The organism is Pseudomonas sp. MF6776 (assembly GCF_016613125.1).
Taxonomy (GTDB): Bacteria; Pseudomonadota; Gammaproteobacteria; order Pseudomonadales; family Pseudomonadaceae; genus Aquipseudomonas; species Aquipseudomonas iridis.
Genome location: NZ_JAENSQ010000016.1, coordinates 100,504 through 118,677, shown reverse-complemented (window position 1 = coordinate 118,677; position 18,174 = coordinate 100,504). Strand labels below are relative to the sequence as shown.

Sequence of the window (18,174 nt, the reverse complement as noted above, 5' to 3'; positions counted from 1 at the left end):
ACTGTGGGAGCGAGCCTGCTCGCGAAGGGGCCATTACTGACAACGCAAAACCAACAAGCAATAACCCGAGCACTTAACGCGCTGCCTGCCTGGGCAACGCGGTTCCATAAAAACAACAGCGAGGTGAAAGCATGTCTGGCAATCGTGGTGTGGTGTATCTCGGCGCTGGCAAGGTCGAAGTACAGAAAATCGACTATCCGAAAATGCAGGACCCGCGCGGTCGCAAGATCGAGCACGGGGTCATTCTCAAAGTGGTTTCCACCAACATCTGCGGCTCCGACCAACACATGGTGCGCGGCCGTACCACGGCGCAGACCGGTCTGGTGCTGGGCCACGAGATCACCGGCGAGGTGATCGAAAAAGGCTCCGACGTCGAAAACCTGAAAATCGGTGATCTGGTTTCCGTACCGTTCAACGTGGCTTGCGGGCGCTGCCGTTCCTGCAAAGAGCAACACACCGGCGTCTGCCTGACCGTCAACCCGGCCCGTGCCGGCGGTGCTTACGGTTACGTCGACATGGGTGACTGGACCGGTGGCCAGGCTGAATACGTGCTGGTCCCCTACGCTGACTTCAACCTGCTGAAACTGCCGGATCGCGACAAGGCCATGGAGAAAATCCGCGACCTGACTTGCCTCTCTGACATCCTGCCGACCGGTTATCACGGTGCAGTCACCGCAGGCGTAGGCCCGGGCAGCACGGTTTACATCGCAGGTGCCGGCCCGGTCGGTCTGGCCGCCGCCGCATCGGCACGCCTTCTCGGCGCAGCAGTAGTGATCGTTGGCGACGTCAACACCATCCGCCTGGCCCACGCCAAAGCGCAGGGCTTTGAGATCGTCGACCTGTCGAAAGACACCCCGCTGCACGAACAGATCGCCGCGCTGTTGGGCGAGCCGGAAGTGGATTGCGCGGTGGACTGCGTTGGCTTCGAAGCCCGTGGACACGGTCACGACGGCGTCAAATCCGAAGCCCCGGCCACTGTACTCAACTCGTTGATGGGCGTGGTGCGCGTGGCCGGCAAGATCGGTATTCCGGGCCTTTACGTGACTGAAGATCCGGGCGCCGTCGACGCCGCTGCGAAAATGGGCAGCCTGAGCATTCGTTTCGGCCTGGGCTGGGCCAAATCCCACAGCTTCCACACTGGGCAAACGCCAGTGATGAAGTACAACCGCCAACTGATGCAGGCGATCATGTGGGATCGCATCAACATTGCCGAAGTGGTGGGCGTGCAGGTGATCAGCCTCGATCAGGCGCCGGAAGGGTATGGCGAGTTCGATGCCGGTGTACCGAAGAAGTTTGTGATTGATCCGCACAAGTTGTTCAGTGCCGCGTAAGCGAGCGAGAAAAAAACGGCGACCATTGGTCGCCGTTTTTTTATCCATCACAGCGCCACGCAACCTTCGCTCACGGTATTTCACAGTTTCTCCACACAGGCTCTGCGACAGTGACGCTTGCGGTTCCGGAACATGGCGGCGCATACCCGGTCAAACCGGCAGTTTGATCGTTGAATGAACGGTCTTTACGTCACAAGAGGATGTCTGAAATGAAGATTGCACGCGGTTTTGCCTTGGCCTCATTGATGGCGCTGACCGCAGGCCCCGCGCTTGCCGGTTTCAGCCTCAACGATGTAGCGGGGGCGGTTTCGGGCATGCAGGGCGGTGACAAAGCTGCCGCCGCGGCGCCGACCTCGGAAACCGCCGGTCTGTTGAGCGCGCTTAGCGCTTTGGACGTCACGCCGCAGCAAGCCGTTGGTGGCACCAGTGCGATGCTGGGCCTGGCGAAAAACCAGCTGAGCAGCACTGACTACTCGCAGCTGGCCAAGGAAGTGCCGGGCATCGACAAGCTCTCGGGTGGCAGCGGCAATCTGGCGGCATTGAGCGGTTTGCTCGGTTCGTCGGGCAAATCCGCCGGTCTGGAAAACGCGCTGGGCAACGTCAAGGACACCAATGACCTGAACAACGCGTTCAGCGCGCTGGGCATGGACAGCGGCATGATCGGCCAATTTGCCCCGGTGATCCTGCAATACCTCGGTCAGCAGGGCGTCGGCGGTTCGCTGTTGAGCAGCCTTGGCAGCATCTGGGGCACCGGCACCGGTAGCTGAATCAGCTCCGCTCGCCGCGTAACTCGGTGATGCGTTGATCCTTGAGCGTCCAGAGTTGGTTGACCCAGTTCTGGACCTTCTCGCGAAACACCGGATCGTTGGCGTAATCGCCCTGCCACAGCGCGGGGTCGAGTTCGCGGGTCTGGATGTCGACGATCACTCGCGGCACGCCGCCGCTGATCAAGTCCCAGAATCCCGGAATCTTCTGCTGTGGATAAACCACGGTGACGTCGAGAATCGCGTCCAGCTGTTCACCCATCGCCGCCAGCACGAACGCCACGCCGCCGGCCTTGGGCTTGAGCAATTGGTTGAACGGTGATTGCTGCTGGCTGCTTTTGGCAGCCGTGTAGCGCGTGCCTTCCAGATAATTTACCACCGTCACCGGCTGGCGCTTGAACAGCTCACAGGCGGCTTTGGTTATTTCCAGATCCTTGCCCGCCAGTTCCGGGTTTTTCGCCAGAAACGCCTTGGTGTAGCGCTTCATGAACGGGTAGTCCAGTGCCCACCAGGCCAAACCCAGGAACGGCACCCAGATCAACTCCTTTTTAAGGAAGAACTTGAAGAACGGCGTGCGTCGGTTGAGGGTCTGGATCAGTGCCGGAATGTCGACCCACGACTGATGGTTGCTGACCACCAGATACGAGGTGTCCCGGCGCAGGTTTTCGCCACCGCGAATGTCCCACTGAGTCGGGATGCACAGGCGGAAAATCAGCTTGTCGATTTCCGCCCAGGTCTCGGCGATCCACATCACCGCCGCCGACGCATGATCGCGCCAGCGGCCGGGCGCAATCAGTTTGAGCAAGGCAAACACCAGCAACGGCCCGATCAGGATCAGGGTGTTGAGCAACAGCAGCAGGGTGACGAAACAGCCGGTGAGCAGGCGGCGCATAAGGAACTCTTTGAAGACGGATGTGCTCGCCATGATAAGCAGCTTCGGGCGACAGGCCAAATCTGCGCTGACGAATGTTTCACCTTTGCACCACTAAGATCAAAAGGATCGCAGCCTTCGGCAGCTCCTACCCTGATCACTGTAGGAGCTGCCGAAGGCTGCGATCTTTTGATCTGTCGTTTGCCGAACGAATTCAAAGACAACGGTCTAAAATCCCGTTGCCTAACTCCTCAAGGAAGCCCCTTACGTGAAATCCCTCCTTGCACTGTTTGCCCTTGTCGCTCTGCCGGTCATGGCCGCTGAGCCGACCCTCTACGGGCGCTATGAATACATCGCGTTGCCGGAAATCGGTGGTGAAGTGCTCAAGGCCAAGATGGACACCGGCGCGCTGACTGCCTCGCTGTCGGCCAAGGACATCGAGACTTTCACCCGCGATGGCGACGACTGGGTACGTTTCCGCCTCGCCACCAAAGATGCCAGCAACAAGGTTTATGAACACAAGGTCGCGCGCATCAGCAAGATCAAAAGTCGTTCCGACGAGGACGACGATGAGCGCGAAACCACTGAAGCGGCCAAACGCCCGGTGGTCGATCTGGAGCTGTGCCTGGGTAACGTCAAACGCACCGTGGAGGTCAACCTAACGGATCGCAGCCACTTCAACTATCCGCTGTTGATCGGGGCCAAAGCCTTGCGTGAGTTTGACGCGGCAGTAAACCCGGCGCGTCGTTACACGGCTGACAAGCCTGACTGCTAAGTGGTCTCATTGACGTAACGTCAGGCTTGGGGCAACGTTCGCGCACTCAACCACGGGCTCGGATGCCATGCCTCATATCCTGATTGTCGAAGACGAAGCGGCGATTGCCGACACGCTGATTTTTGCCTTGCAGGGCGAGGGGTTCACCACCACGTGGGTGAGCCTTGGCGAGGCGGCGCTTGAGCATCAACGGCAGACACCGGCTGATCTGATCATCCTCGACATCGGCCTGCCAGACATCAGCGGTTTCGAAACCTGCAAACAGCTGCGGCGTTTCAGTGAAGTGCCGGTGCTGTTCCTCAGTGCTCGCGATGCCGAGATTGATCGTGTGGTGGGGCTGGAAATCGGCGCTGACGACTACGTGGTCAAGCCGTTCAGCCCACGGGAAGTCGCGGCGCGGGTGAGGGCAATCCTCAAGCGTATGGCGCCGCGTCCCGTCATTGAGGCCTCTTCGACACTGTTTCGCATTGATCCCGAGCGCGTCCAGATCAGCTATCGCGGTCAGACATTGAGCCTCACGCGCCATGAATTCCGCCTGCTGCAATGCCTGCTCGAACAACCGGAGCGGGTGTTCAGTCGCGAACAATTACTCGATGCGCTGGGCGTGGCCGCCGATGCCGGGTACGAGCGCAGCATCGACAGCCACATCAAAAGCGTACGCGCCAAACTGCGCCTGGTCCGCGCTGAAGCCGAGCCAATCCAGACTCATCGTGGCCTCGGTTACAGCTACAGCCCGGGGCATAGCTGATGTCGTTGGGCCTGCGAATTTTTCTGGTGTATGTGCTGTTTGTCGGCCTGACCGGTTATTTCGTGCTCAACACCGTGATGGAAGAAATTCGCCCTGGCGTGCGTCAGTCCACCGAAGAAACGTTGGTCGATACCGCCAACCTGATGGCGGAGATCCTGCGAGACGACTTCAAGGCCGGCACCCTCAGTGAGAATCGCTGGCCGCAATTGCTCCGTGCTTACGGCGAACGCCAGCCGCAAGCGACGATCTGGGGCTTGCCGAAGAATCAGGTCAACCACCGCATCTATGTCACCGACGCCAATGGCATTGTCGTGCTGGACTCCAATGGCGTGGCGGTAGGGCAGGACTATTCGCGCTGGAACGACGTCTACCTGACCCTGCGTGGCGAATACGGTGCCCGTTCCAGCCGCAGCGATGCGGATGACCCGAGTTCTTCGGTGATGCACGTCGGTGCGCCCATTCGTGACAACGGCCGCATTATCGGTGTGGTCACGGTGGCCAAGCCCAACAGCTCTTTGCAGCCGTATGTCGATCGCACCGAGCGGCGCCTGTTGCTTTACGGCGCCGGGTTGATCGGCCTCGGTCTGCTGTTCGGCGCATTGCTATCGTGGTGGCTGAGTCGCGCGCTGCATCGCTTGACCGGTTACGCTCAGGCCGTCAGCGAAGGGCGGCGGGTGGAAGTGCCGCACTATCGCGGTGGTGAGTTGGAGCAGCTTGCGACAGCGGTGGAGCAGATGCGCACGCAACTGGAGGGCAAGGCCTACGTCGAGCGTTACGTGCACACACTTACCCATGAACTGAAAAGTCCACTGGCGGCGATTCGTGGCGCGGCGGAGTTGTTGCAAGGCGAGATGGCACCGGCGCAGCGCCTGCGGTTTGTCGGCAACATCGACAGCGAAAGTGCACGGATGCAGCAGTTGATCGAGCGCTTGCTGAATCTGGCGCAAGTGGAGCAGCGCCAGGGTCTGGAGGAACGCGTAGCCGTGCCGCTGGCAGTGTTGGTCGATGAGTTGTTGCACGCCCAGGCTGCGCGAATTGAAGGCAAACAGTTGCGCGTTGAACAAGCTGTCGCGGCGGATCTGTTGCTGATCGGCGAGCCATTTCTGCTGCGTCAGGCGTTGGGCAATCTGCTGGAGAATGCGCTGGATTTCACCCCGCGTCAGGGCTTGCTGCGCGTTAGTGCCGAACGGTTGGGGGAGCAGATTGAAGTCCGCTTGTTCAATGAAACCTCACCGATTCCCGACTATGCGTTGCCGCGTTTGACCGAACGCTTCTACTCGCTGCCGCGCCCGGACAGTGGGCGCAAGAGCACCGGGCTTGGGCTCAATTTCGTTGAAGAAGTGGTCAAGTTGCATGGCGGCTCGATGAGCATTCGCAATGTCGAGAGTGGGGTTGAAGTGACATTGCGCATGCCTTGATACCGCCAAAAGATCGCAGCCTTCGGCAGCTCCTACATAGGGTCACGTACACCTGTAGGAGCTGCCGAAGGCTGCGATCTTTTGATCTTTCCACACAATCTCCATATTCCCCCCACATTCCTTCCATACAGCCCCGCCAGACTCTGCCCATCAAAACAGGGAGAGTCCCATGAACAAGAATCTAACCATAAAGCTGGGGGCCATTGGCCTGCTGATCCTGCTGTTGCTGGTGCCGCTGCTGATGATCGACGGCGTTATCGATGATCGCCAGCAACTGCGTGACGGCGTGCTTGAAGACATCGCTCGCAGCTCCAGTTACAGCCAGCAGTTGAGCGGGCCGGTGATGGTGGTGCCGTATCGCAAAGTGGTGCACAACTGGAAGATCAACGACAAAACCAATCAGCGTTATGACGAGCCTGGCGAAGAGCGCGGGCGTTTGTACTTCCTGCCGGAACGCTTCGAACTCGATGGTCAGGTGCAGACCGAACTGCGCGCCCGGGGCATTTACGAGGCGCGGCTGTTCCACGCTGATAACCGCATCAACGGGCATTTCTCCCTGCCGGCGCAATTGGGCATCAAGGAAGACTTCGTCGACTATCAGTTCGATGCACCGTTTCTCGCGGTCGGCATCAGTGACATTCGCGGCATCGAAAACGCTTTGAAACTGGAACTCGACGGTCAGCGCCTGGACTTCGTTCCCGGTACGCAAGTCGGCTGGCTCGGCGAAGGCGTACGGGTGACGCTGCCACTGCTCGACGCCAGCAAAGCCACGGAACTGGCGTTCGGCTTCGACCTGCGTCTGCAAGGCACCGGTTCGCTGCAAGTGCTGCCGGTGGGCAAGAGCAGCAGCGTGAGCCTCACCGCCAACTGGCCGCATCCGAGTTTTGTCGGCAACTTCCTGCCGGCCAAACGCGAAATCAATGACGCCGGGTTCAGCGCTGACTGGCAGACCACCTTCTTCTCCACCAACTTGCAGGACGCCATGAGCCGCTGTGCGAGCAGCAATGATTGCGAGGCCTTCAATGGCCGCAGCTTCGGCGTAAGTTTCATCGATCCGGTGGATCAGTATCTGAAGAGCGACCGTGCGATCAAATATGCGTTGCTGTTTATCGTGCTGACGTTCGCCGGTTTCTTCCTGTTCGAAGTGCTCAAGAGCCTGGCGGTGCACCCGGTGCAGTACGCGTTGGTGGGTGTGGCGCTGGCGTTCTTTTATCTGTTGTTGCTGTCGCTGTCGGAGCACATCGGTTTTGGCCCGGCGTATCTGCTATCGGCCAGCGGTTGTGTGGTGTTGATCGGGTTCTATGTCTGTCATGTGCTGCACAGCGTGCGGCATGGCTTGAGTTTTTCGGCGGGTTTGGCGGCGTTGTATGGCTTGCTCTATGGCTTGCTGAGCGCCGAGGACTATGCGCTGTTGATGGGCTCGCTGCTGCTGTTTGGCTTGCTGGGTGTATTCATGGTGCTGACGCGCAAACTGGATTGGTACGGGATCGGGCAGAAACCGGCCAAACCGCTGGAGTTTGATATTGGAGCGGTGCAATGAGTGGATTGCGAGAGGATCAGCGTGAGGCTGAGGTGTTGGTGACGCTGATTGTTGCGTCACTACCGCCGGAACCGAGGTGGTGCCATCGCTGGCCAGCCAGCTCCCACAAGATTTGTGCTGGATCAGTTCTCTCTGCCACATCCAGCTCCCATAGGTTCTGTGATGAAACAGATATCTCTGTTACACCCAAATCCACTGTGGGAGCTGGCTTGCCAGCGATAAGGCCGGACCAGGCACCTCAGATTCAGGTCTTGGGCATGGTCGCGATCATGGACGGTCGCTGACTGACTTCAAAGAACCAGCTGGCCAGTTGCGGGTTGGCCTCGCGCCAGCCCAGGTCCGGGAAACGCAGGTCGAGATAACCCAGGGCACAGGCCACGCTGATCGCGGCAATGTCGAAGTGGCTGGTCAGCTCGGCGATGGCGTCGTTCTCCAGCAGATTCAGGGCGCGGCGGATTTTCTCGCGTTGCGCTTCGAGCCATTCATCCCAGTGTTTTTCTGGCGCGCGCAGCACCAGTTCATAACGCACCATGACCGAAGCATCCATGATCCCGTCGGCCATCGAGGCCAGGGTCAGGCGCCGCCAGCGGGCCGAGCCTTCGCGGGGGATCAGCGGGTTGCCGACATGCTGGTGATCGAGGTATTCGAGGATGACGCGGCTGTCATGGATGACGGTGCCGTCGGCCAGGCGCAGGGCCGGAATCTTGCCCAGCGGGTTGTCGGCGTTGAGCGCCGGGTCCGGGCTGACCGGGCTGAGGACGCAGTCTTGCAGCGCAACGCGATCCTGCTGACCGGTCTCATGCAGCAACACCATCACTTTGCGTACGAACGGGGAAAGCGTGTTGTGGAACAGGGTCATGCTGGGGGCGGACATTGGCAAACCTCGATCAAAATGGTGAAGGGGCAGCATAGCGCGTAGCGCCGCCTCCTCAATCCCTGCGCAAAACCAATGTGGGAGCGAGCCTGCTCGCGAAGCCGTCGGTACAGTCAACGTTGATGTTGAATGTCAGAGCGCTTTCGCGAGCAGGCTCGCTCCCACACGTTTTCTAGCTTCGCTGCAGCAATCCTTTTATGGCCAGAACCGCCGGCACGCCGAGCCCGACCCAGCTCAACGCATCCCAGATACCATCCCCCAACAATGCCGCGAACAACCCCGCGGCACTGAGCAACGCAATCACCAGCGGTGTGCTGAACACCTTCCAGAAATTCGACTGACGCGGCTTCATGCAGACGCCTCCGCCGTTTCCAGCACAGGCTTGGCCGCCCTGCGCCGAACCACCCACAGGTACACGCCACTGCCGAGCACGATGATCGTCAGCACATCGAGCGTCGCCCAGAGGATTTTCATCGGCATGCCGCCGTAGTCGCCAAAGTGCAGCGGCTGCGACATGCCCATGGCGTCCATGTACCACGGGCGTTCGGCGATGGCGGTGACTTTCAGGGTGGTAGCGTCGATCAGCACCGGCGTCAGCAGGTGCGACGTCAAATGCGTACCGCCCTTCATGAACACCGAGTAATGATGCTCGCTGGAAAAGCGCGTGCCGGGGAAGGCAATGAAATCCGGCTTCATGCCGGGGGCGACTTCGCCGGCAATGTCGAGCAAGCGGGTGGCCGGTGCCAGGTGCGTCAGCGGCGGTGCATCGCGATAAGGTGCGATCAGCGTGGTCAGCGCATCGTTGCGCCAGGCGGCGATGAGCAGATCGGCGCATGCGCTGATCACACCGGTCACGCCGACCACCAGTGCCCAGGTCAGTGTGACGACGCCGATCAGGTTATGCAGGTCGAGCCAGCGCAGGCGCGTGGATTTGTCCTGGCGTACGGTGCCGAACTTCAACCGGCGCATGAACGGCAGGTACAACACCGTCCCCGAAACAATCGCGACGACAAACAGCAAACCCATGAACGCCAGCAGCAGTTTGCCCGGCAGCCCAGCGAACATGTCGACGTGCAGGCGCAGGATGAACAGCATCAAACCGCCGTTGGCCGAAGGGGTTTCCAGCGCTTCGCCGGTGCGCGCGTCAAGCATGAAGGTGTGTGAGGAGTTCGGTTCGGTGCCGGCAGTCTTCGCCATGATCGTCAGCACCGCGTTCGGCTCATCGTCGTCGAAGCCGAAGTACTGCACGACTTCGTCAGGGCGATGTTGTTCGGCAGCCTGCACCAGTTGCGCCAGATTCAGGCGCGGTGTGTCGGCCGGCATCTCGCGCACGTGCGGCGCATCGCCGAGCGCGTGTTCGATCTCGTGATGGAAAATCAACGGCAACCCGGTCAGGGCCAGCATCAGCAAAAACACGGTGCAGATCAGGCTGGTCCAGGTGTGGATGAACGACCAGCGGCGAATTGTTTTACTTTTCATTTCATGACCTTCAAAAACACCAAAGCCGTCCGCGAGGGACGGCCAGGTTACAGGGCCTGTTTCAGCTCAGTCGCTTACCACTTGTAAGTGGCGCTGGCGACGACGCTGCGCGTGTCGCCGTAGTAGCAGTAGAAGCTGTCGCAGGTGGAAATGTATTCCTTGTCGAACAGGTTGGTCGCGTTGAGTGCCAGCGACGCACCTTTGAGGCTGTTGTCCAGACGTCCGAGGTCGTAATGCACGCTCGCGTCGAACACGGTGTAAGCGTCCGCCTTGCCCAGCCAGGTGTTGGCTTTGTCGCCGTAGGTGTTGCCGGTATAACGCACGCCGGCACCCACACCGAAACCATCAAGCACGCCGGTGTGCCAGGTGTAGTCGGTCCACAGCGAGGCCTGTTGATTCGGCATCAGTTGCAGGCGATTGCCTTTGTCGGCGCCATTCTGCACTTCAGACTTGGCCAAGGTGTAGGCGGCGATGACTTTCAGGTTTTCGGTGACGTCGGAGACCGCTTCCAGCTCCAGGCCTTTGACTTTCACTTCGCCGGTCTGGCTGGTGATCGACACGCCGTCGACGAACGTGTTGACCGAGACGTTCTTTTGGGTGAGGTCATACACAGCGGCGCTCAGCAGGGTCTTGCTGCCCGGCGGCTGATACTTGATGCCCAGTTCCCATTGCTTGCCTTCGGTGGGCTTGAGCGAACCGGTGGACGTGGCGTCGGCGCCAGTGGTCGGCTGGAAGGATTCGGCATACGACAGGTACGGCACGAAGCCCGAATCGAATACATAGCTGAGCGCCGCGTTGCCGCTGAACGCCTTGTCGCGCTGGGTGTTGGTGGCATCGCCCTTGTTGATGAACTGAGTGCTGGTGTGCACCCAGTCTTCACGCCCGCCCAAGGTTAGGCGCCACTGGTCGAGGGCCATTTGGTCCTGCACGTACAGGCCGGTCTGATAGGTCTTCTGGTTGTAGTCGTAGAACGCAGTGGAGCGCGCCGGACGCACGATTGGCTGGCCGTAGATCGGGTTGATTACGTTGGTACCCGGAGTGGTATCCGAAAAGCCGAAAATCGAGGTGTAGTTGGTGTTGCTGCGCTGATGATCCAGGCCCAGCAGCAGGGTGTGGCGGATGTCACCGGTAGCGAAGTCAGCCTGGAAGTTGTTGTCCACCGCGAACTGGCTGATGTCTTCATCGACGCTCGTGGACGAGCGACCGACGTTGCCCTGGTCATCGACTTCAGTGAATGGATACGAGCCAACCGTCAGTGCCTGGAACGACAGATCCGACTTGGTGTAACGCAGGTTCTGCTTGAACTGCCAGGTGTCGTTCAAGCGATGCTCGAAGGCATAACCCAATGCGTAGTAAGTGCGGTCGTAGTATTCCCAGTCCGGATCACCGAGATTCTTGTGATGGGAAATATCACCGAATGGCGATTTGATCTTGGTGCCCTGAATCGGCAGGAACTGGCTGGTAATGCCGGTATCGTCGCGGGTGAACTGGCTCAGCAGGGTGAACTTGGTATCTTCGTCGATGTTCCAGGTCAGGCTCGGCGCAATGTTGTAGCGCTTGTTGTCGACGTGGTCGACCTGCGTACCGCTGTCACGCACCACGCCGCTGATGCCATAGAGAAACTGACCGGCCTCATCGATCTTGCCGGTGCTGGCGAAGTTGATCTGGCGATGGTTGTCGCTGCCGTACTGCAACTGGATTTCGCTGCTGGTGATGTCGCTTGGGCGACGGCTGACCATGTCCAGCAAGCCGCCCGGCGGGGTCTGGCCGTAGACGGACGACGCCGGGCCGCGCAGCAGGGCGAGGCGGTCGAGGTTCCAGGTTTCCTGTTTCGGGTTGGCGTACACACCTTTTGGCAGCGGCAGACCGTCGAGGAACTGGGTCGGTTCGAAGCCGCGTACGCGCAGCCAGTCGGCCCGAGTGTCGCTGCCGTAGCTGCTGGCGGTGATGCCCGGCATGTAGCGCACGGCGTCATCGAGACTGTGCACGCCTCGGTCTTCCATTTGCTGACGGGTCGCTACCGAGATCGAACGTGGGGCTTCGACCAGTGCTGTGTCGGTTTTGCTGCCGGCGGCGGTGCGCGTGGCGGTGTAGCCCTCGACCGGGCTCCAGGCTGTTTCCAGATTCTCTACACCGATGACCGATGTTTCCGGCAGCGCCATCACGCCTTCCGGCACAGCCACCAAGGTGTAAGTGCCGGTGCTGCTTTGTTCCAGTTGCAGGCCGGTGCCACGCAGTGCTGCGCGCAAAGCGCCGGCGGCGTCGTATTGGCCGCTCACGGGCGCCGAAGTCTTGCCCGCCGCCAGCGCCGGGTTCAGCGACAGCGCGAGGCCGCCCTGGCTGGCGATCTGGTTCAGGGTGGTCGACAGCGGCGCGGCCGGCAGGTTGTAGGCGCGAACGCTGGACGCTTGTTCAGCAGCGATCAGTTGGCTGCTGACCAGCGGAGTGCTGAGGGCAATGGCGACCGCCAGCAAACTGGGGCGCAACAAGGTGTCTAGCGAACGGGACATACGGCGGCTCCTGAATGAAAATATTTCTCAATTGCCTGTGTGCCGGATGAAAATCAAAAAGTGATAGGGCTGGATGGAAATAATTTCGATTAACTGGAAATCGACGTTGTGGCAGATGATGCCTTCGCGAGCAGGCTCGCTCCCACAGGGGGGACTCATTTCCAATGTGGGAGCGAGCCTGCTCGCGAAAGCGATGGTTCAGTCACCACCTCAATCAGGCTTTGGCTCAGCCTTCGCCACGGTGACCCAATACGGTGTGCGCTGCTCGATCTGCACCGGCAGGGTCGGTAACAGCGCGCTCAAGGCTTTATCGGTGTCATGCAACGGGAAGCTGCCGGTAATGCGCAAATCGGCCACTTCCGGTGCCACGCCCAAATGCCCGTGGCGATAGCGACCCAGTTCATGGACCAGATCGCTCAGTCGTGCGTTGTCGACCACCAGCATCCCGCGTGTCCAGGCATCGGCGCCGGGAGTGAGGGCGACAACCGAGCCAAGCCCGTCACTGCGCAGCAGCACTTGCTGGCCCTCGCGAAGGATCTGTTCTTCAGGGTTCGATTGCGTATGCGCCGCCACCGCCGATTGCAGCACGCTCAGGCGCGTGCCTTGTTCCTCGCGCTTAACCAGGAACCGTGTGCCGAGCGCGCGCATGCTGCCTTCGCGAGTCTCGACAATAAAGGGGCGCGTGTCGCCGTGAGCGGTTTCGATGAGGATTTCGCCTTCCTGTAAAACAATCAGGCGCTGCTTCGCATCGAAGCGCACGTCCACGGCGCTGTGGGTATTGAGGTTGAGCAACGTGCCGTCGGCCAACCGCACAGTGCGCTGTTCGCCGGTGGCGGTACGCTGGTCGGCGAGCCAGTAATCGAGCGGCACATAGCGTTCACCGGCAAACAAGGCCAGACCAACCACCGCGACAACGCTGGCCAGACCACTCCCCAATTTGCGTACGCGGCGGCGAATGCTTTCGCGCGATTGCAGCAGCGCACTGCGGGCCGGCCCTTTGGCGACGCTGAATCGCTGATCGAGCATGCCCAACTGGCGCCAGGCGCGGGCGTGTTCTTCATGGGCCGCATGCCACTTGACGAATTCTTCGCGCTCCAACGGACTGCTGGAATCGAGCGTCAGTTGCCAGGCTATCGCCGCGTCCAGCACATGCGCCGGTACCGGTCTGGAACTGGCCGGACTCATGTTGGCTCACCGTACAGCGCGATGTAGCACTGACGAATGCCCTGAGCGAGATACTGGCGCACGCGCGGCACTGACACACCGAGCTTCTGGGCGATCTCGGCATGGCCGAGGCCATCGAGGCGGTTATAAAGGAACGCAGTGCGGGCCTTGGTCGACAGTTTACCGAGCAGGCGGTCGATGGCCTTGAGGTCTTCGAGGATCAGTTGCTGTTCTTCCACCGACGGTTGTTCACCTTCGGGAATCAGCATCAGTTCGGTGAGGTAAGCCTGTTCGAGGGCAGCGCGGCGGAAGTAATCGAACAGCAGCCCTTTGGCGATCGCCACCAGGAAGGCCCGGGGCTCGCGCGGTGTCAGCAGTTCATCGCGGCCGAGCAGGCGTACGAAAGTGTCCTGGCTCAAGTCTTCGGCACGCTGCGGACACGCCACATTGCGCCGCAGCCACGCCAGCAGCCAACCGCGATGGTCGCGATACATCGCACCGACGAGCTCACTGTGAGGGCTTGGGACTGACGACACCGGACATCACCGATTGGGAAATATTAACTAACGCGAATTGTTCGCGATTGTGGCAGAGGTGGGAATGGTTAGCAATTGGCCACTGGTCGGGTGCTGCCCTGTGTAGGAGCTGCCGAAGGCTGCGATCTTTTGATTTTGCTGTTTATAAGATCAAAAGATCGCAGCCTTCGGCAGCTCCTACAGGGAGTGTGTTGTTTAAAGTCAGAAAGAGGGCGCCTGCTGCCGTCGCTTCCACTGGCTCAAGCGCTGCTGCAAATTCAACGGACTATGAATCTGCTGCCCCCGCGCCCGACTGAACAGTATCAACGCCAACTCTGCCGTTGCCAGTGCATCGGCACTCGCATTGTGCCGCTCGAACACTTCAAGCTTGAACCACTCGATCCACTCATCCAGCCCGGCCTCGCGAATGTTCGCCTGTGGGCAGACCAACGGCGCAATGTCGGCGACATCCAGAAACACATGCTGCAATTTGTACCCCAGATGTTCCTTCAGCGCCCGTCCGAGCATGTGCTGATCGAACGGGGCATGAAACGCCAACACCGGGCTGTCACCGACAAACTCCATGAACTCCACCAGCGTCTCGGCCGGGTCGCTGCCGGCAGCGATCGCGTTCGGCCCCAGGCCATGAATCAACACACTGGCGCCGAGCTTTACCTCCGAGCACTGCAGCGTGCGTTCGAACTGCTGGCTTAAGTCGATCGCGCCGTCTTCGATCACCACGGCGCCAATCGACAACAACCGATCCTTGTTCAGGTTCAGCCCGGTGGTTTCGAGATCGAGCACGACCCAGCGCTGTTCGCGCAGGCTGCAATCGCCCAGTTGATTGATCGACGGCAGGCTTGCCAGACGCTGTTGCAGATCAGCCGGCACCACCGGGCTGGCCGGACGCAGCCACGAAAACAGACTCATAGCTGATACCGCAACGTCAGGCTGCTTTGCAGGCGTTGGGCCTGACGCAGCGATTCACGCAGGATGCGCCGGTCCAGATGATTGAGGCTGTCGGGATCGACCCGGTTGGAATACGGCAGGTTCTCGCGGCTCTGAATCTGATGCTGCTGCATGCGCGTTTGCTGAATGAAGTGATAAGCCTCTTCATATGCCGCGCCGTCGAGTCGCTCGATGACTTCCTTCTCCACCAACTGACGGAAGCGTTCCAACGTATTGTTGGCATCGATGCCGTTGGCCAGCGCGAGCAATCGCGCACCATCCACAAACGGCGTCAGGCCCTGGACTTTCAGATCCAGGGTGGCTTTCTCGCCGTTCTTGCGCGCCAGCACAAACTCACGGAAGCGTCCCACTGGCGGGCGATTGCGCAGGGCGTTGTCGGCCATCATGCGCTGGAACAAGCGGTTATCGCCGACCTGATCGAGAATTCCCCGGCGCAATTGCGCACAGCCCTGTTCATCGCCCCACACCACGCGCAGATCGAAATAGATGCTCGACCCCAGCAGGTTTTCCGGCGTCGCCTCGCGGATAAACGCCGCGAACCGTCGCGCCCATTCCGCACGGGACAGGCACAGCTCAGGGTTGCCGGCCATGATGTTGCCCTTGCACAGCGTGAAGCCGCATAGCGCCAGACTCTGGTTGATCTGCTGGGCTATCGGCAGCAGCTTGCCGCGAATCTCCGCGGCATGCGCCGCATCTCGCGCGTCAAAGAGAATGCCGTTGTCTTGATCCGTGTGCAGCGTCTGCTCACGCCGGCCCTCGCTGCCGAAACACAACCAACTGAACGGCACCCCCGGATCACCTTTTTCGGCGAGGGTCAGTTCGATCACCCGGCACACGGTGTGATCGTTGAGCAGGGTGATGATGTGCGTGATCTGCGTCGAGGACGCACCGTGAGCCAGCATGCGCTCGACCAATTGGCCGATCTCGCCGCGCAGGGTCACCAGTTGCTCGACGCGTTGGGCGCTTCGGATCGTCCGGGCCAGATGCACCAGGTCCACCCGTTGCAGGGAAAACAGATCGCGTTCGGACACCACGCCGCACAGGCGCTGATCCTTAACCAGGCAGACATGGGCGATGTGCCGTTCGGTCATGGCAATCGCGGCATCGAAGGCACTGTGATCAGGCGACAGATAGAACGGCGCGCGGGTCATGTGCCGTTCGATGGCTTCGCTGAAATCGCCGACACCTTCGGCCACCACATGGCGCAAATCGCGCAGGGTGAAAATGCCCAGCGGCGCCTTGTGCTCATCCACCGCAACGATGCTGCCGACCTGTTGCTCGTGCATCAACTTCACCGCTTCACGCAGTGGCGTGTCGGGGCTGCACGTCACCGGATGGCGCATCGCCAACTCGCCGAGACGGGTGTTCAGCGAATATTGGGTGCCGAGATTTTCAACGGCTTTCTGCTGGACTTGCTGATTGACCTGATCGAGCAGGCTGCTGACCCCGCGCAAGGCGAAGTCGCGGAAGACGCTGGAGAGGGCGAACAGTTTGATGAACGCCTGTTTGTTCAGTTGCAGGCAGAAAGTATCTTCACCGGCCAGATGCTCGGTGCGTGTTGCCCGCTCACCCAGCAACGCGGCCAGGGGAAAACATTCGCCGGTGGTGATTTCGAACGTGGTTTCAGTGCCGCCCTTGGCCGTGTGCGGACGTTCGCCGACCACGCGGCCCTGTTTGACGATATGGAAGTATTCCACCGGGCCGTCGGCAGGCTTGATGATGCTTTCGCCCTGACCGTAAAACCGCAGCTGGCACTGCTCCACCAGATAGGCGAGGTGGGCGTGCTCCATCTGATTGAAGGGCGGGAAACGCTGGAGGAATTGCACAGTGCCCTGAATGTTCTGCAACACCGCGGTTTTCCCTGCCTGGGTGAAGGCGTCCGCTTTACTCATAACCATTACCGCAGTCTTTTTTGAATTGTTGTTGTCGGATCGTTGCAGCCATGGTCGACCCCTGCGGCCGGGGTGCCCATTGGACGTAAGTCTAGGTTGGCGATGACGTTGGGTATATTTGGGAAGTGACCTACAAATTCAGTCGGAAATTCGCCCGCCCAACTATTGGAAAAAAATCCGACGAAGTGCACATTGAAGCTCTGCCTGGCGATGTCTGACGACTGAGCGAGGTGATTGATTTGGAAATGTAGAGAATGCCATGTCCGACCACGATATTTTGAGCGACGCCGAGCGAGAAGCGCTCAGCGCCGTAATGCTCGAACCCGACCTGCCGCCGCAGCGTGTACTGATCGTCGATGACGACAAGGACGCCCGCGAGCTGCTCGCGGAGATTCTGGCGTTGGACGGCATTCGCTGCATGACCGCCGCCAGTGGCGAAACCGCACTGAAGATGCTTGAGGAAAAACCTTCGATCGGGCTGGTGATCACTGATCTGCGCATGGGCAATGTCGGTGGGCTGGACCTGGTTCGTCAGGTGCGCGAATCGGTACGGGCGGCGATGCCGATCATCATTGTGTCGGGCGATGCCGATGTGAAAGACGCGATCGCGGCGATGCACTTGAGCGTGGTGGACTTTTTGCTCAAGCCGATTGATACGACGAAGTTGCTGGGGTTGGTCAAGCATGAGTTGGGGATGGCCCAATAGGTTCCTTAGTCGGCTTCGGGTACCTGTCAATGTTGACAGTAGAACGCCATGTAATTTACCTGTTTACTTGAGTTGAAAGGCTACGTGAAGCCGAACGCAGCCTACCAGTCTAGAGGGAATTACTATGGTGGCTAATATGGATACTGCGAGCCGTGGTCGTAAGTTTAAGCTCGTTACAGAGGGCAATGCGCAGATCAAGATTTTTCGCAATGGTGAGCTTATTCGCAAGGTAGATGCGGGATACATTGCAGGCGATAGTTTTTATCTGATTGTCAGTGATGAAACATATAAAGAGATCGTTTTTGTCGAGTTTCCAGAGGAAGTTTCAGAAGGAGAGTACACGTTTAATTTTGATGGCTATCAAGACTCGGGACCGCACCCTTCATTTATACGGCATGAGTATGATTCAAAGCGGTTTTATATGTCCGGAGTATGCCATTTGATCGCCAGCAACGCAGGCCGAGAACAGAAGTTTCAAGCGGATGCGACATATGAAGATGGCAGTGATGTTATGCGGGTCGTAATGATAGGCGAGGTTAGTAGGGTTTTTAGCTGATGCATTATGAAAGCCATGTTTTATGCGTTAAGAAACAGGCTGTTTTTGGGTGAGTAGTTTGA

At 59.6% G+C, this 18,174-nt stretch carries 17 protein-coding genes; 8 read left to right on the top strand and 9 right to left on the bottom strand.

Translation table 11 applies throughout. From position 1 onward, the window contains the following. The first annotated feature begins 131 nt into the window (after nucleotides 1-131). Together fdhA and JJD74_RS18945 are read left to right on the top strand one after the other, a co-directional pair. The gene (gene fdhA, locus JJD74_RS18950) at nucleotides 132-1,331 is read left to right on the top strand and encodes a formaldehyde dehydrogenase, glutathione-independent (protein WP_042561444.1); all 1,200 of its coding nucleotides are present in this window, start codon (nucleotides 132-134) and stop codon (nucleotides 1,329-1,331) included. A gap of 209 nt (nucleotides 1,332-1,540) precedes the next feature. Next, nucleotides 1,541-2,098 (top strand): DUF2780 domain-containing protein, encoded by a 558-nt coding sequence (locus JJD74_RS18945; RefSeq protein ID WP_042561443.1) that lies wholly within the window; start codon nucleotides 1,541-1,543, stop codon nucleotides 2,096-2,098. Between the two features lies 1 nt (nucleotide 2,099). Here JJD74_RS18945 and JJD74_RS18940 read toward each other — a convergent pair whose 3' ends face one another. After that, on the bottom strand, nucleotides 2,100-2,987 hold the full coding sequence (locus tag JJD74_RS18940) for an acyltransferase (protein ID WP_042561442.1): 888 nt from the start codon (nucleotides 2,985-2,987) through the stop codon (nucleotides 2,100-2,102). Between the two features lie 247 nt (nucleotides 2,988-3,234). On the opposite strand from JJD74_RS18940, the gene rloA2 reads away from it, so the two are divergent. The 4 genes from rloA2 to creD all read left to right on the top strand — a co-directional run bounded on the left by rloA2 (nucleotide 3,235) and on the right by creD (nucleotide 7,447). Next, entirely contained in the window at nucleotides 3,235-3,741 is a 507-nt protein-coding gene (gene rloA2, locus JJD74_RS18935; protein ID WP_042561441.1) for a retropepsin-like aspartic peptidase RloA2, read from the top strand. A gap of 67 nt (nucleotides 3,742-3,808) precedes the next feature. Beyond that, the gene (gene creB, locus JJD74_RS18930) at nucleotides 3,809-4,489 is read left to right on the top strand and encodes a two-component system response regulator CreB (protein ID WP_200616553.1); all 681 of its coding nucleotides are present in this window, start codon (nucleotides 3,809-3,811) and stop codon (nucleotides 4,487-4,489) included. Further along, the gene (gene creC / locus JJD74_RS18925) at nucleotides 4,489-5,907 is read left to right on the top strand and encodes a two-component system sensor histidine kinase CreC (RefSeq protein WP_200616552.1); all 1,419 of its coding nucleotides are present in this window, start codon (nucleotides 4,489-4,491) and stop codon (nucleotides 5,905-5,907) included. The genes creB and creC overlap by 1 nt, the downstream gene beginning before the upstream one ends. A 169-nt stretch (nucleotides 5,908-6,076) precedes the next feature. Beyond that, nucleotides 6,077-7,447 (top strand): cell envelope integrity protein CreD, encoded by a 1,371-nt coding sequence (creD, locus tag JJD74_RS18920; RefSeq protein ID WP_042561438.1) that lies wholly within the window; start codon nucleotides 6,077-6,079, stop codon nucleotides 7,445-7,447. A gap of 244 nt (nucleotides 7,448-7,691) precedes the next feature. Here creD and JJD74_RS18915 read toward each other — a convergent pair whose 3' ends face one another. From JJD74_RS18915 to JJD74_RS18880, 8 genes are all read right to left on the bottom strand, one after another. Further along, complete coding sequence (locus JJD74_RS18915; protein ID WP_200616551.1) at nucleotides 7,692-8,321, bottom strand: glutathione S-transferase; 630 nt, start codon at nucleotides 8,319-8,321, stop codon at nucleotides 7,692-7,694. A gap of 172 nt (nucleotides 8,322-8,493) precedes the next feature. Then, the gene (locus tag JJD74_RS18910) at nucleotides 8,494-8,673 is read right to left on the bottom strand and encodes a hypothetical protein (protein ID WP_042561436.1); all 180 of its coding nucleotides are present in this window, start codon (nucleotides 8,671-8,673) and stop codon (nucleotides 8,494-8,496) included. Next, nucleotides 8,670-9,800 (bottom strand): PepSY-associated TM helix domain-containing protein, encoded by a 1,131-nt coding sequence (locus tag JJD74_RS18905; protein WP_200616550.1) that lies wholly within the window; start codon nucleotides 9,798-9,800, stop codon nucleotides 8,670-8,672. The genes JJD74_RS18910 and JJD74_RS18905 overlap by 4 nt, the downstream gene beginning before the upstream one ends. Nucleotides 9,801-9,874: 74 nt before the next feature. Continuing rightward, the gene (locus JJD74_RS18900) at nucleotides 9,875-12,310 is read right to left on the bottom strand and encodes a TonB-dependent siderophore receptor (protein WP_200616549.1); all 2,436 of its coding nucleotides are present in this window, start codon (nucleotides 12,308-12,310) and stop codon (nucleotides 9,875-9,877) included. A gap of 210 nt (nucleotides 12,311-12,520) precedes the next feature. After that, the gene (locus JJD74_RS18895; protein WP_200616548.1) at nucleotides 12,521-13,495 is read right to left on the bottom strand and encodes a FecR domain-containing protein; all 975 of its coding nucleotides are present in this window, start codon (nucleotides 13,493-13,495) and stop codon (nucleotides 12,521-12,523) included. Continuing rightward, complete coding sequence (locus JJD74_RS18890; protein WP_234451801.1) at nucleotides 13,492-13,968, bottom strand: RNA polymerase sigma factor; 477 nt, start codon at nucleotides 13,966-13,968, stop codon at nucleotides 13,492-13,494. Before JJD74_RS18890 ends, JJD74_RS18895 begins: the two co-directional genes overlap by 4 nt. Before the next feature lie 243 nt (nucleotides 13,969-14,211). Further along, complete coding sequence (locus JJD74_RS18885) at nucleotides 14,212-14,919, bottom strand: 3'-5' exonuclease (protein WP_047303816.1); 708 nt, start codon at nucleotides 14,917-14,919, stop codon at nucleotides 14,212-14,214. Continuing rightward, nucleotides 14,916-16,856: a putative nucleotidyltransferase substrate binding domain-containing protein gene (locus tag JJD74_RS18880; protein WP_042561430.1), complete on the bottom strand. Its 1,941-nt coding sequence runs from the start codon at nucleotides 16,854-16,856 to the stop codon at nucleotides 14,916-14,918. Before JJD74_RS18880 ends, JJD74_RS18885 begins: the two co-directional genes overlap by 4 nt. 253 nt (nucleotides 16,857-17,109) lie before the next feature. Between JJD74_RS18880 and JJD74_RS18875 the strand changes: the two genes are divergently transcribed. Both JJD74_RS18875 and JJD74_RS18870 read left to right on the top strand, forming a co-directional pair. After that, on the top strand, nucleotides 17,110-17,556 hold the full coding sequence (locus JJD74_RS18875) for a response regulator (RefSeq protein WP_042561429.1): 447 nt from the start codon (nucleotides 17,110-17,112) through the stop codon (nucleotides 17,554-17,556). Between the two features lie 136 nt (nucleotides 17,557-17,692). Further along, nucleotides 17,693-18,112 carry a hypothetical protein gene (locus JJD74_RS18870; protein WP_200616546.1) on the top strand — a complete coding sequence of 140 codons (420 nt, stop codon included), beginning with the start codon at nucleotides 17,693-17,695 and terminating at the stop codon, nucleotides 18,110-18,112. The last annotated feature ends 62 nt before the right edge of the window (nucleotides 18,113-18,174 follow it).

Excerpts from the sequence above, each read along its gene's own strand:
- fdhA (WP_042561444.1), top strand. The coding sequence starts at position 132 with ATGTCTGGCAATCGTGGTGTGGTGTATCTCGGCGCTGGCAAGGTCGAA.
- JJD74_RS18880 (WP_042561430.1), bottom strand. The coding sequence starts at position 16,856 with ATGGTTATGAGTAAAGCGGACGCCTTCACCCAGGCAGGGAAAACCGCG.
- JJD74_RS18895 (WP_200616548.1), bottom strand. The coding sequence starts at position 13,495 with ATGAGTCCGGCCAGTTCCAGACCGGTACCGGCGCATGTGCTGGACGCG.
- JJD74_RS18875 (WP_042561429.1), top strand. The coding sequence starts at position 17,110 with ATGTCCGACCACGATATTTTGAGCGACGCCGAGCGAGAAGCGCTCAGC.
- JJD74_RS18940 (WP_042561442.1), bottom strand. The coding sequence starts at position 2,987 with ATGCGCCGCCTGCTCACCGGCTGTTTCGTCACCCTGCTGCTGTTGCTC.
- JJD74_RS18890 (WP_234451801.1), bottom strand. The coding sequence starts at position 13,968 with ATGTATCGCGACCATCGCGGTTGGCTGCTGGCGTGGCTGCGGCGCAAT.
- creC (WP_200616552.1), top strand. The coding sequence starts at position 4,489 with ATGTCGTTGGGCCTGCGAATTTTTCTGGTGTATGTGCTGTTTGTCGGC.
- JJD74_RS18900 (WP_200616549.1), bottom strand. The coding sequence starts at position 12,310 with ATGTCCCGTTCGCTAGACACCTTGTTGCGCCCCAGTTTGCTGGCGGTC.
- JJD74_RS18885 (WP_047303816.1), bottom strand. The coding sequence starts at position 14,919 with ATGAGTCTGTTTTCGTGGCTGCGTCCGGCCAGCCCGGTGGTGCCGGCT.
- JJD74_RS18945 (WP_042561443.1), top strand. The coding sequence starts at position 1,541 with ATGAAGATTGCACGCGGTTTTGCCTTGGCCTCATTGATGGCGCTGACC.
- JJD74_RS18915 (WP_200616551.1), bottom strand. The coding sequence starts at position 8,321 with ATGTCCGCCCCCAGCATGACCCTGTTCCACAACACGCTTTCCCCGTTC.
- creD (WP_042561438.1), top strand. The coding sequence starts at position 6,077 with ATGAACAAGAATCTAACCATAAAGCTGGGGGCCATTGGCCTGCTGATC.
- JJD74_RS18870 (WP_200616546.1), top strand. The coding sequence starts at position 17,693 with ATGGATACTGCGAGCCGTGGTCGTAAGTTTAAGCTCGTTACAGAGGGC.
- creB (WP_200616553.1), top strand. The coding sequence starts at position 3,809 with ATGCCTCATATCCTGATTGTCGAAGACGAAGCGGCGATTGCCGACACG.
- JJD74_RS18910 (WP_042561436.1), bottom strand. The coding sequence starts at position 8,673 with ATGAAGCCGCGTCAGTCGAATTTCTGGAAGGTGTTCAGCACACCGCTG.
- JJD74_RS18905 (WP_200616550.1), bottom strand. The coding sequence starts at position 9,800 with ATGAAAAGTAAAACAATTCGCCGCTGGTCGTTCATCCACACCTGGACC.